Source organism: Burkholderia aenigmatica (genome assembly GCF_048627025.1).
Taxonomy (GTDB): domain Bacteria; phylum Pseudomonadota; class Gammaproteobacteria; order Burkholderiales; family Burkholderiaceae; genus Burkholderia; species Burkholderia aenigmatica.
Genome location: NZ_CP184468.1, coordinates 359,933 through 372,457 on the forward strand (window position 1 = coordinate 359,933; position 12,525 = coordinate 372,457).

The 12,525-nt window shown below is 68.3% G+C and carries 12 protein-coding genes; 10 read left to right on the forward strand and 2 right to left on the reverse strand.

Annotated features, from left to right (window positions below; genetic code table 11):
• The first annotated feature begins 6 nt into the window (after positions 1-6).
• Positions 7-693, forward strand: a complete 687-nt coding sequence (msrQ, locus tag ACN8ZM_RS01715; RefSeq protein WP_420210452.1) for a protein-methionine-sulfoxide reductase heme-binding subunit MsrQ — start codon at positions 7-9, stop codon at positions 691-693.
• A gap of 78 nt (positions 694-771) precedes the next feature.
• Here the strand turns inward: msrQ and lptM are convergent, their stop codons facing one another.
• Positions 772-1,050: an LPS translocon maturation chaperone LptM gene (gene lptM / locus ACN8ZM_RS01720; RefSeq protein ID WP_089449759.1), complete on the reverse strand. Its 279-nt coding sequence runs from the start codon at positions 1,048-1,050 to the stop codon at positions 772-774.
• A 36-nt stretch (positions 1,051-1,086) separates the two neighbouring features.
• Between lptM and cyaY the strand changes: the two genes are divergently transcribed.
• Complete coding sequence (cyaY, locus tag ACN8ZM_RS01725; RefSeq protein ID WP_043191836.1) at positions 1,087-1,416, forward strand: iron donor protein CyaY; 330 nt, start codon at positions 1,087-1,089, stop codon at positions 1,414-1,416.
• A 93-nt stretch (positions 1,417-1,509) separates the two neighbouring features.
• Here cyaY and ACN8ZM_RS01730 read toward each other — a convergent pair whose 3' ends face one another.
• The gene (locus ACN8ZM_RS01730) at positions 1,510-3,903 is read right to left on the reverse strand and encodes a penicillin-binding protein 1A (RefSeq protein ID WP_301768777.1); all 2,394 of its coding nucleotides are present in this window, start codon (positions 3,901-3,903) and stop codon (positions 1,510-1,512) included.
• Positions 3,904-4,124: 221 nt separating this feature from the next.
• On the opposite strand from ACN8ZM_RS01730, the gene ACN8ZM_RS01735 reads away from it, so the two are divergent.
• From ACN8ZM_RS01735 to ugpB, 8 genes are all read left to right on the forward strand, one after another.
• A complete protein-coding gene (locus tag ACN8ZM_RS01735; RefSeq protein ID WP_420210453.1) occupies positions 4,125-5,051 on the forward strand; it encodes a competence protein ComA in 927 nt (308 codons plus the stop codon).
• Entirely contained in the window at positions 4,973-5,656 is a 684-nt protein-coding gene (locus tag ACN8ZM_RS01740) for a fimbrial protein (protein ID WP_420210454.1), read from the forward strand. Before ACN8ZM_RS01735 ends, ACN8ZM_RS01740 begins: the two co-directional genes overlap by 79 nt.
• Positions 5,653-6,519 carry a pilus assembly protein gene (locus ACN8ZM_RS01745; protein ID WP_420210455.1) on the forward strand — a complete coding sequence of 289 codons (867 nt, stop codon included), beginning with the start codon at positions 5,653-5,655 and terminating at the stop codon, positions 6,517-6,519. Before ACN8ZM_RS01740 ends, ACN8ZM_RS01745 begins: the two co-directional genes overlap by 4 nt.
• Positions 6,516-8,150 (forward strand): type IV pilus secretin PilQ, encoded by a 1,635-nt coding sequence (locus tag ACN8ZM_RS01750; RefSeq protein ID WP_420210456.1) that lies wholly within the window; start codon positions 6,516-6,518, stop codon positions 8,148-8,150. Before ACN8ZM_RS01745 ends, ACN8ZM_RS01750 begins: the two co-directional genes overlap by 4 nt.
• Positions 8,151-8,190: 40 nt before the next feature.
• The gene (locus ACN8ZM_RS01755; RefSeq protein ID WP_043191824.1) at positions 8,191-8,745 is read left to right on the forward strand and encodes a shikimate kinase; all 555 of its coding nucleotides are present in this window, start codon (positions 8,191-8,193) and stop codon (positions 8,743-8,745) included.
• A complete protein-coding gene (gene aroB, locus ACN8ZM_RS01760; protein WP_043191822.1) occupies positions 8,742-9,821 on the forward strand; it encodes a 3-dehydroquinate synthase in 1,080 nt (359 codons plus the stop codon). Before ACN8ZM_RS01755 ends, aroB begins: the two co-directional genes overlap by 4 nt.
• A gap of 41 nt (positions 9,822-9,862) precedes the next feature.
• Entirely contained in the window at positions 9,863-11,071 is a 1,209-nt protein-coding gene (locus ACN8ZM_RS01765; RefSeq protein WP_420210457.1) for a deoxyguanosinetriphosphate triphosphohydrolase, read from the forward strand.
• A 90-nt stretch (positions 11,072-11,161) separates the two neighbouring features.
• Positions 11,162-12,496, forward strand: coding sequence for a sn-glycerol-3-phosphate ABC transporter substrate-binding protein UgpB (ugpB, locus tag ACN8ZM_RS01770; RefSeq protein ID WP_420210458.1), 1,335 nt, complete (start codon positions 11,162-11,164; stop codon positions 12,494-12,496).
• The last annotated feature ends 29 nt before the right edge of the window (positions 12,497-12,525 follow it).

Consider the following 12,525-nt stretch of genomic DNA (forward strand, 5'->3'; position numbering starts at 1 on the left):
AACGACATGCCTCCTTCGGCGCTGACACCCGCGCGCGCAGCCGGCGCCGGTTCGGCCGCACGTGCCGCGCGGGGCGGTGCGGTCCGTCCCGCCGCGCCGCGCTGGCTCGCGCCGGCCAAGGTGCTGGTTTTCGCGGCCGGCCTTTATCCGCTCGCGCGTCTCGTGCTGTTCGGGCTGACCGACCGGCTCGGCGCGAATCCGATCGAGTTCATCACGCGTTCGACGGGCCTCTGGACGCTCGTCTTGTTGTGCATCACGCTCGCCGTCACGCCGCTGCGGCGCATGACGGGGTTCGCCGCGCTGCTGCGCTTTCGCCGGATGATCGGGCTGTTCGCGTTCTTTTACGCGACGCTGCACTTCACGACCTACCTGTGGTTCGACAAGTGGTTCGACGTCGTTGCGATCCTGAAGGACGTCGGCAAACGCCCGTTCATCACGGTCGGTTTCGCCGCGTTCGTGCTGCTGATTCCGCTCGCGGCAACCTCGCCGCGCGCGATGGTGCGCCGGCTCGGCCGCCACTGGGCGACGCTGCACAGCGCGATCTACGCGATCGCGCTGTTCGGCGTGCTGCACTTCTGGTGGATGAGGGCCGGCAAGCACAATCTCGCGCAGCCGAAGCTTTATGCGGCGATCGTTGCCGCGCTGCTTGGCTGGCGGGTCATTGCATGGGGATGGCGGCGCGTGCGCGCGTGACGGCGCAGCCTGGAAAAACAAAAGGCGATGACCGGGAAGTCATCGCCTTGTTTCGCGAGCGGTACAGGCGGCGCGCCGTTACTTTGCGACGGCCGGGCTCGATGCCGGTGCGGGCTTGGCCGATGTGCCGCTCGACAATTCGGGCGACAGCGTGAGCGGCGTACCGGACGAATCGGGCACACTGTCGGACGACGCGTTTTCATCGGTCGGCTTCACGTCCGACGGCGGTGCGTCCTGCTGCTGGAGTGGCTTGGGCATCGGAGGCACGGTGGGCAGATAGAGCGCGCCGCTTTGACCGCAGCCGGCAAGAATCGCCAAAGCCGCTACAATCGCGCTCATCCGGAAAACGACTCGCATGATCGTCCCTGAACAATTGAACCGATAGAGTTTAGCATGTCCGATACCGAATACCTGACCCGTGCCGAGGCCGTACTGGCGGCCGTCGAGCGTACCGTCGACGACGCCAACGACGGCGATCACGACATCGATCTGGAGCGCAACGGCAGCGTCCTGACGCTGACGTTCGAGAACGGCTCGAAGATCATTGTCAACCTGCAGCCGCCGATGAAGGAAGTGTGGATCGCCGCGAAGGCGGGCGGTTTCCACTACCGTTTCATCGACGGCGAATGGCGCGATACGCGCACGGGCACCGAGTTTTTCTCGGCGCTCACCGAATACGCGACGCAGCAGGCCGGCCTGGCGATCACGTTCAGCGCGCCGTAACGGCCAGGGCCGAAGCCGGGGCCGCGCCCCGAGCTGTCGTGCCAAAGAAAAAGCGCCCCCGCGGGGGCGCTTTTTTCATGTCCGGGCGGGCGATCAGTGTGCCTGGAACAGGTTCATGATGTCCTGCTTTTCCTGCTCGTCGACGTGCGGCACGGTGGCATCGACGTTCTGCGCGGCCGGTGCCTGCGGTACGCCGACCGTCGACACGAAGCCGTGACCCGGCGCGAACTCGGTGAAGTACAGCTCGCCGCCGAGCGATTCGACGCCGTCCGGCACCGTCGGCTTGAACTCGGGCACGCCCTTCAGCGCGGCGCCCATGTATTCGATCCAGACGGGCAGCGACAGGCCGCCACCCGTTTCGCGATCGCCGAGGCTGCGCGGGTTGTCGTAGCCGATCCACGCGATCGCGGCGAGCGTGTGCTGGTAGCCGGCGAACCACGCGTCGTGCGAGTCGTTCGTCGTGCCGGTCTTGCCCGCGAGGTCGGTGCGCTTCAGCACGTTGGTCCGTGCGCCCGTGCCGCGCTGCGCGACGCTCTGCAGCAGGCTGTTCATCACGTACGCGTTGCGCGCGTCGATCGCGCGCGGTGCGTTCTGCTCGGCGACGAGCGGCTGCGCGCGCACGACGATCGCCCCGTTCGGATCGGTGACTTCCGCGATCAGGTACGGATTGACGCGGTAGCCGCCGTTCGCGAAGACCGAGTACGCGCCCGCCATCTGCAGCGGCGTGACCTGGCCCGCGCCGAGTGCCATCGGCAGGTAGGCCGGATGGCGTTCGGCGTCGAAGCCGAAGCGCGTGATGTACTGCTGCGCGTACTTCGTGCCGATGTGATTCAGGATCCGGATCGACACGAGGTTGCGCGAGCGCTGCAGCGCGGTGCGCATCGACATCGGGCCTTCGAAGCCGCCGCCGTAGTTCTTCGGTTCCCACGGCTGGCCGCCCGTTTCGGCGGCGCTGAAATACAGCGGGCCGTCGTTGATCACGGTTGCCGGCCCGAGGCCCTTGTCGAGCGACGCCGAATAGATGAACGGCTTGAACGACGAACCCGGCTGTCGCCACGCCTGCGTGACGTGGTTGAACTTGTTCTTGTTGTAGTCGAAGCCGCCGACGAGCGAGCGGATCGCGCCGTCCTGCGGGACGATCGACAGGAACGCCCCCTCGACCTGCGGCAACTGCGTGATCGACCATTTACCGGCGTCGTTCTTCACGACGCGGACGATCGCGCCCGGGCGGATGCGGCGATTCGGCTGCGCATTGGCCGACAGCGCGCCTGACGCGAAGCGCAGGTTGTCGCCTTCAATCGTCGCATTGCTGCCGTCGATGAACGCAACCGTGATCTGGCGCGGGGTGGCAGCCGTGACGACCGCGGCAATCAGCTCGCCGTTGTCGGGGTGTTCGAGCAGCGCATCGTCGATCGCCTGTTCGCGGTCGTCGGCACCGGCCGGCAGCTCGATGAAGCCTTCCGGCCCCCGATAGCCGTGCCGGCGTTCGTAATCCATGATGCCCTTGCGCAGCGCGGTGTATGCGACCTGCTGGTCCGCTGAGTCGATCGTCGTGACGACGTTGAAGCCGCGCGTGTAGGTTTCCTCACGGTATTGCGCGTACATCATTTGTCGGACCATTTCCGCGACGTACTCGGCGTGCACGCTGAAATCGCGGCCCGGACCCTTGACGACGAGGGGCTGTGCGACGGCCTCGTCGTACTGTTCGCGCGTGATGAAGTTCAGCTCGAGCATCCGTTGCAGGATGTATTCCTGGCGCACCTTTGCGCGCTTCGGGTTCACGACCGGGTTATACGCGGACGGTGCCTTCGGCAGCCCGGCGAGCATCGCTGCTTCGGCGAGCGTGATGTCCTTCAGGTCCTTGCCGAAGTAGACCCGCGCGGCGCTTGCAAAGCCGTACGCGCGCTGGCCGAGATAGATCTGATTCATGTAGACCTCGAGAATCTGATCTTTCGTCAGCGCACGCTCGATCCGGTACGCGAGCAGCATCTCGTAGATCTTGCGCGTGTAGGTCTTCTCGCTCGACAGGAAGAAGTTGCGCGCGACCTGCATCGTGATCGTGCTCGCGCCCTGCGACGCATGGCCGTTCGTCAGCGCGACGAAACCGGCGCGGACGATGCCGGTGAGGTCGACGCCGCCGTGATCGTAGAAGCGCGCGTCCTCGATCGCGAGGATCGCGTTCTTCAGCGAGGCGGGCACGTCCTTGAAATGGACGACGTCGCGGCGCTCTTCGCCGAATTCGCCGATCAGCACGTGATCGGACGTATAGATGCGCAGCGGCACCTTCGGCCGATAGTCGGTCAGCGCGTCGAGCGACGGCATGTTCGGCCAGGCGACGACGAGCGCGTAGCCGAGCACGAGGCCGCCGGCCACGACGAGCGCCACGCACATCGTGGCGAATCCGAGCAGGACTTTTTGCCACCAGGGCCGCTTCTTCGGCTCCGGGGCAGGAGGCGGGGACGTAGGAGTCGTGGATTGCATAGGCATACCGGAAAACAGTCCCGCGATTATAGCTGCCCGGTAAGACCGGTCCTGACGCGAGAGGCCGCCCGCCGCGCAGCTGCGGGTTGGCGTGCTTCCAGCATAGCCCGCGCACGGCCGTCGCGAGCGGATACTGGCCGTTAGGCCGACTGTCGGCCGCACGCGCCGTTTTGCAGAATCAGGTCTCGGAAACGCGGCGTGGGCCGCGACGATCTCGGGAGGCTGCGATGGCAGGACGATGGGGAGCGCGGTTTGCGCGGGGCGGGCACCGGTCGACGGGAATCGACGTCGGTTCGGACGAGGTGAGGGTGGTCGTGCTGAGCCGGCGCGGACGGGGCGCGGAGGTGTGCGTCGAGGGGCTCGAGCGGGAGCCGGTCGGGTTGGCGGGCGGGCCGGAGGATGCGCGCTGGGCGGCGGTCGCGCGTGCGCTGGCCGCAGCCGTGTCGAGGCTGTCGGCGGCCGACGTGCGGTGCGATGCGCGCGGGGTGATGGCGTTGCACGATGACGAGATGCGCACCGCGACGCTCGATCTGGCCGGGCGGGACGACATCCCGGACGCCGCACGGCAGGCGGCCGAACGCATCTCGGGGCTGGCGCCGGACAGCCTCGCGTTCGACTGGCGGCAGGATGGCGGCGCGGAGGCGGGCGAGATCGAGGTTGCCGTGGCCCCGCTGGCGCTGCTCGAGCGCCGGATCGACGTGGCTGCGCAGGCCGGTGTCGACCTGACGGTGGTCGACGGCGAGTCGGCCGCCGCGTTGCGGGCGTTGCGCTACGCCGCGCAATTCGAACCCGACGCGCAGGCGGGCCCCTACGCGGCACTCTGGTTCCACGACTCGGGCATGCACGGCTGGCGAATCGACGGCCCGTTGGCCGTACCGGTGCTGACGCTGTCCGGCGCCGTGCCAGGGGCGTTTTCCGATGCATTGCGCCGGCGCGCGCTCGGGGCCGTGCATTGCGTACTCGTGGCCGGGGACGAGCGGTGTATCGCCCGCTTCGATACGTCCGTCGCCGAGATTGGCGACGTGCTCGGCGCGGTTGCGATGTCGTTCGACTGTACGGGCTGGAGCGGGCAGCCATGCCTGCCCTCCGGCATGCCGGGCGGTCCGGCGCTGGCTGTCGCATTCGGGCTGGCATTGCGCGGGGTGTGGGAGTGACGGTCCATCGCGCGGAGCAGGGCGGCTTCAACCTGCTGCCGTATCGCGAGCGGCTGGCGCAGGCGTTGCGGCGTCGTCGGGCCGCGCAGTGCGGCATGGCGATTCTGTTCGGCGTGCTTGGCGCCGGCCTGTGGACGGGCGCCGCTACGGGGGCGCGGTGGCGGGTGGATGCCGAGCGCGCAAGCGTGGAGGCGCGGCTGCGGCAGTTGCAGCCGCAGGTGGGTGCTGCGACGCGCGCCGCCAACGCAGCGGCCGTCGCCGCGCAGCGCGACGCGCAGGCGGCTGAGCTTGCCGAGCCTTACCGGCACGTTGCGGGGCTGCTGGCCACACTCGCACGGGTGGGCGACGGCACCGTCCGGCTCGACGCGCTGCGCACGACGTCGGCCGGTGCCGTGCTCGATGCGCGTGCCGCGAGCTACCCGGCGGCGGCGCGATGGCTCGCGGCGATGGCGCGCGAGCAGCGTGGCTGGCGGATCGATATCGATGCGTTGAAGCCTGCTTCGGATGCGCCGGTCGCGACGGGCGGGATGCCGTTCCGGTTCTCGGTCCAGTTGCGCTGGCACGACGCGCTGCCGTCCCGGAAAGCGTCGGGAGGTGGCGCATGACGGCGCTCGTGCATCGGCCCGCACTGCACGGCGGCAGGTGGCTCGGCGGCATGCGGCGCGTGTCGCCGGCGGCTACGCACATCGCAGGCTGCGTGGTCGCGTTCGCGGCCGTGCTGGCGGGTGGCATTCATCTGGCGAATGCCGCTGACTGGAGCGGGCTCGCGCACGGCCGCGCATTGCTGGCAGCGGTGCAGATGCGTGAGGCCGACGCGCGGCGTGTCCTGGCAGCCGCTGTACGGCAACGGGACGTGAATCCGGCGGCGACACACGGCAATCGCTTGTTGCGTGCGCCGGAGTGGGCCGCGTTGATGCTGGAACTGGCAGATCGCGCCGCGTCGAGCGGGCTGCACGACGTATCGATCGAACCGCTGCGTGCCGATGGTGCCGCGCAGGACGGCCGGCGCACGGTGCGCATCGTCGCGGACGGCGGTTTTCGTGCGCTGCTGCAGATGGTCGGCGGGCTGGCGCGTTTCCCCGTGCTGGCGGTGCCGACCGCACTGCGTGTCGAACGGGGAAAGGCGGCGGCGCGCGTGGAAATGTCTGTCGACGTGTTTCCGGGGTTGCCGGCGGCGACGTCTACGGCTGGGGAGGTGTCGGTTCTGGCTGACGCATCTGGCGCCGATCCGTTCGGCGTCACCGGCACGTCTGAAGCGGAGGGGGCGGCTGCTCGTCTGGCCGGCACGATTCGCGCCGGGCGCGCCGGACTCGCGCTGTTCGACGACGGTGACGGCGCGTTCGCGGTCGTGGTGCCCGGCGAAGCCCTCGGGGCCGCGCGGGTGGTGCGAGTCGATCCGGTCGCCGTGACGCTCGCGACGGCGGACGGCGCGTACCGCGTCACGCTGGACGACGGGGGGCGGCCATGATGAAGCATGGATGTCGGGCAATCGCCGTCTGGGCCGGCTTGACGACGGCCGGCGCAAGCGCCTCGTTGCCGCCGCTGCCGGCCGTCTGGCCTGCCGCTGCATCGGTGGACATGCCGGTGCCTGGCCTGCCGCTGCCCCAAGGCGCGGTGGGCGGTGCGGACCACACCGTATCGGCGGAGGCCGGCCCGCGGCCGTTCGATCAGGCGGCTCGCGCGGCGCTTCAGGCGGTGCCCACCACCCCGGCACCCGGGCTGGAGGGGCCGCCGATCCCGTTGGCGCCGCCGGCCCGGATCGGCGACGCCGCGGCACGGCAACCCGGCGATGCAGACGACGCGCGGCGGATCTCGCTGAATCTGCAGGGCGCGGGGCTCGCGGCCGCGTTCGACGCGTTCGCGCGGTTCACCGGGCTGAATATCGTCGTCGGCGAACAGGTGCGCGGCACCGTCACGTTACGTCTGAACAATGTGCGCTGGCGCGATGCCTTCGACACGCTGCTGGACACGCACGGGCTCGCGATGTCCCGGCGGGGCAACGTGATATGGGTCACGCCGGCGGCCGAGCTGGCCGCGCGCGAACGCGAGCGCTTCGAAATGCACGCGCGGGCCGCCGATCTGGAGCCGCTCGCGAGCCGTACGTTCGCGCTGCACTACCCGCGCGCGCAGGACGTGCAGCGGCTGCTGGCCGGCGCGACGGGCCAGCGCCTGCTGTCGAAGCGTGGCGCCGCGGCGGCCGATCCGCGTACGAACCTGCTGTTCGTCACCGATCTCGCGCCGCGTCTCGACCAGATCGCGAGCCTGATCGATGCGATCGACCGGCCGTCGCGGCAGGTCCGGATCGAGGCCCGCATCGTCGAGGGCGAGCAGGGTTTTTCGCGCAACCTCGGCGCTCGCGTCGCGCTGCGGGCGCAGGAGAGGCCGCCATCGGGCGAGAGCGCCACGTTCACGGCCGGCGCGCGCAACGCGCTCGACCTTGCTGCGCGGCCGCTCAGCGGCTTCGAAGCGGCAACCGCGGGCTTCACGTTGTTCGCCGCGCCGCTCAGCCGCGTGCTCGACGTCGAACTGAGCGCGCTCGAGGCGCAGGGGCGGGGTCAGATCGTTTCGCGGCCGCGCGTGGTGACCGCCGATCGCGTCAAGGCCATCGTCGAACAGGGGTCGGAGCTGCCGTACCAGGCGAAGGTCGGCAACGGCGTGAGCGGCGTGCAGTTCCGCCGGGCGACGCTCAAGCTCGAGGTCGAGCCGCAGATCACGCCGGACGGGCGCGTGGTGCTCGACCTGGACGTGACGAAGGACAGCGTCGGCGAGCCGACGGCGGCCGGCCCGGCGATTCACACGAAGCATGTCCAGACGCGCGTCGAGGTCGAGAACGGCGGGACGGTCGCGATCGGCGGGATCTATGAGCAACTGAATCGGAACGATGTGACGCGCGTGCCGCTCTTGGGCAAAATACCGTTTCTGGGCGCGCTTTTCCGGCACCGCGCGCAGCGCGACCAGCGCAACGAACTGGTCGTCTTCATCACGCCGACCGTCGTCGATGCGCGCTGCGATGCGCGCGGCGCGGGCAGCGCGGATGTCGGAAAAATAGGGCCGGAAGCCGCCGGCGCAGGCTCGACAAGGCAGCCGCTTTGCCAGTAAGCTGCGCCACACACCAGCAAGATTGAAGCAGAGGAAGCCGTTGCAAGCGCGGGACCCACATGCAAACGTATTTTTCGTCGGCCTTATGGGAGCGGGTAAGACCACCGTGGGCCGTGCGGTCGCGCGTCGTCTCGACAGGACGTTCTTCGACTCCGACCACGAAATCGAGGCCCGCACGGGCGCGCGCATTCCGGTGATCTTCGAGATGGAGGGCGAGGCCGGGTTTCGCGATCGCGAAACGCAGGTGATCGCCGAGCTCACGCAGCGCGAGAACATCGTGCTCGCGACGGGCGGCGGCGCGGTGCTGCGCCCGGAAAATCGCGACTACCTGAAAAACAGCGGCATCGTCGTCTACCTGCGCGCCAATCCGCACGATCTGTGGCTGCGTACACGCAAGGACAAGAACCGCCCGCTGCTGCAGACCGAAGATCCGAAGGGGCGTCTCGAAGCGCTGTACGAAGTGCGCGACCCGCTGTACCGCGAATGCGCGGATTTCGTCATCGAGACCGGCCGTCCGTCGGTCAACGGTCTCGTCAACATGGTGCTGATGCAACTCGAACTGGCCGGCGTCATCGCCAAGCCGCTACAAGCATGATTACTGTCAACGTCGATCTGGGCGACCGCGCCTACCCGATTCACATTGGCGCCGGCCTGATCGGCCGCGCCGAGCTGTTCGCCCCGCACATCAAGGGTTCGTCCGTCACGATCGTCACGAACACGACGGTCGATCCGCTCTACGGCGATGCACTGCGCGCGGCGCTTGCACCGCTCGGCAAGCGCGTGTCGACGGTCGTGCTGCCGGACGGCGAGGCGTACAAGAACTGGGAAACGCTGAACCTGATCTTCGACGGCCTGCTGACCGACCGCGCGGACCGCAAGACGACGCTCGTCGCGCTCGGCGGCGGCGTGATCGGCGACATGACGGGCTTTGCCGCTGCGTGCTACATGCGCGGCGTGCCGTTCATCCAGGTGCCGACGACGCTGCTGTCGCAGGTCGATTCGTCGGTCGGCGGCAAGACGGGCATCAACCACCCGCTCGGCAAGAACATGATCGGCGCGTTTTACCAGCCGCAGGCCGTGATCGCGGACATCGGCGCGCTGACGACCCTGCCCGACCGCGAACTGGCGGCCGGCGTCGCCGAGGTCATCAAGACCGGCGCGATCGCCGACGCGGAATTCTTCGACTGGATCGAGGCGAACGTCGACGCGCTGAACCGTCGCGACCCGGCTGCGCTCGCACACGCGGTGAAGCGCTCGTGCGAGATCAAGGCGAGCGTGGTGGCGGCCGACGAGCGCGAAGGCGGCCTGCGCGCGATCCTGAACTTCGGCCACACGTTCGGTCACGCGATCGAGGCCGGGCTCGGCTACGGCGAATGGCTGCACGGCGAGGCGGTCGGCTGCGGGATGGTGATGGCGGGCGACCTGTCGGTGCGGCTCGGCCTGCTCGACGAAGCGTCGCGGCAGCGCCTCGATGCGGTGATCGCGGCCGCGCACCTGCCGACCCGCGGGCCCGTGCTCGGCGACGCGCGCTACATGGACCTGATGCGCGTCGACAAGAAGGCCGAGGCCGGCGCGATCAAGTTCATCCTGCTGAAGCGATTCGGCGATACGCTGATCACGCAGGCGCCGGACGAAGCCGTGTTCGCTACACTGGCACAGACGACCCGCTAACGGCGGCCCGGATGCCCCGGCGCCCCTGACATGGAGGAGACGTGAGCGAGACATCCAGCAGCACACTGCACGAAGCCGGCAACGCATCCACTGCGCCGGTGGCCGAGCCGCCGACACTGGCGGCGCTGGAAGCCCATCTCGCTCCGTATGCCGCTCACGCATCGCAGTCGCGCGGCCGTCGCCATCCGGAAACACCGCCGGCGGCGCGCACCGAATTCCAGCGCGATCGCGACCGCATCGTTCATTCGACCGCATTTCGCCGGCTCGAATACAAGACGCAAGTCTTCGTCAATCACGAAGGCGACCTGTTCCGCACACGCCTCACGCACAGCCTCGAAGTGGCGCAGATCGCACGCTCGGTCGCGCGCAACCTGCGCCTGAACGAGGATCTCGTCGAGGCGATCTCGCTCGCGCACGATCTCGGCCATACGCCGTTCGGCCATGCGGGGCAGGACGCGCTGAATGCCTGCATGCGCGAGCACGGCGGCTTCGAGCACAACCTGCAGAGCCTGGCGGTCGTCGACGAGCTCGAGGAGCATTACGGCGCGTTCAACGGGCTGAACCTGTGCTTCGAGACGCGCGAAGGCATTCTGAAGCACTGCTCGCGCGAGAATGCGCGCAAGCTCGGCGCGCTCGGCGAGCGCTTCCTGCAGGGCCGCCAGCCGTCGCTCGAAGCGCAGCTTGCCAACATCGCGGACGAGATCGCCTACAACAACCACGACGTCGACGACGGCCTGCGTTCCGGCCTGATCACGATCGAACAGCTCGCGGAAGTCGAGCTGTGGCAGCGCCACTACGAGGCGGCGCTCGCCGAATTTCCGCACCTCGAAGGCCGCCGTCTCGTGCACGAGACGGTGCGCCGCATCATCAACACGCTGATCGTCGACCTGATCGACGAGACGACGCGCAACCTCGCACGCGTCGCGCCCGCGTCGCTCGACGACGTGCGCGCCGCGCCGCCGCTCGTGTCGCACAGCGAATCCGTAGCCGCCCAGGCGGCCGCCCTCAAGCGTTTCCTCTTCAAGAATCTCTATCGTCACTACAAGGTGATGCGCATGGCGAGCAAGGCGCAACGCGTCGTCACCGGGTTGTTCGATGCGTTCATCGACGATCCGCGCCTGCTGCCGCCGCCATACCAGTCCGACGATGCCGCGCAGCAGCCGCGTCTCGTCGCGCACTACATCGCCGGCATGACCGACCGCTTCGCGCTGAAGGAGTACCAGCGCCTGTTCGTCATCAGCGACAACTGACTGTCACAAACGATCACTAGACTTCGCCGGTTCAATGGCGATGGGAATGTTGCACACGCTGTTGGTAACGTTTTCATAGGAGAGAGATCGATGAAGAAGAAGCCTGCGGGGACCATGGTTCGTTCGATCGCGCTCGGCGGCGCGCTGATGTTCGGGGCGCAGCACGTGGCGTTCGCCGCGACGGAGATCCAGTTCTGGCATGCGATGGAGGCCGCGCTCGGCGAGCGGGTCAATGCGATCGCCGACCAGTTCAACGCGTCGCAGAGCGACTACAAGATCGTGCCGGTCTTCAAGGGCACCTACGACCAGGCGCTCGCGGCCGGCATCGCCGCCTATCGCAGCGGCAACGCGCCGGCGATCCTCCAGGTCTATGAAGTCGGCACGGCCACGATGATGCAGGCGAAGAAGGCCGTCGTGCCCGTCTACGACGTGTTCAAGCAGGCCGGCGTGCCGCTCGACGAAAAGGCGTTCGTGCCGACCATCGCGAGCTACTACAGCGACGCGAAGACGGGCCATCTCGTGTCGATGCCGTTCAACAGCTCGACGCCGGTGCTGTACTACAACAAGGACGCGTTCAAGAAGGCCGGGCTCGATCCGAACCAGCCGCCGAAGACGTGGGCCGACGTGCAGACCGATGCCGAGAAGCTGCGCAAGTCGGGGATGGCGTGCGGCTTCACGACCGGCTGGCAGGGCTGGATCCAGCTCGAGAACTACAGCGCGTGGCACGGGCTGCCGTTCGCGAGCCGCAACAACGGCTTTGACGGTAACGACGCGGTGCTCGAATTCAACAAGCCGCAGCAGATCGCGCACGTCGCGTTCCTGCAGCAGATGGCGAAGGACGGCACGTTCACGTACGCGGGCCGCAAGGATGAGGCATCGGCGAAGTTCTACAGCGGCGACTGCGGGATCATGACGACGTCGTCGGGTGCGCTCGCGAACGTGCAGAAGTTCGCGAAGTTCAGCTACGGCACGGGCATGATGCCGTACGACGCGAACGTGAAGGGCGCACCGCAGAACGCGATCATCGGCGGCGCGAGCCTGTGGGTGCTGGTCGGCAAGGATCCGGCGACCTACAAGGGCGTCGCGAAATTCCTCGCGTACCTGGCCTCGCCGGCCGTCGCCGCGAAGTGGCATCAGGACACGGGCTACCTGCCGGTCACCACGGCCGCGTACGACCTGACGCGCCAGCAGGGCTTCTACGCGAAGAACCCGAGCGCCGAAACCGCGATCAAGCAGATGCTGAACAAGCCGCCGCTGCCGTACACGAAGGGGCTGCGCCTCGGCAACATGCCGCAGATCCGCACGGTGGTCGACGAGGAATTCGAGCAGGTCTGGGCGCAGAAGAAGTCGCCGAAGGATGCGCTCGATTCCGCAGCTTCGCGCGGCGACGAACTGCTGCGCCGCTTCGAGAAGTCGGGCGGCTGAGCCCGCATCGCACCGTGTCGCCGGCCGCA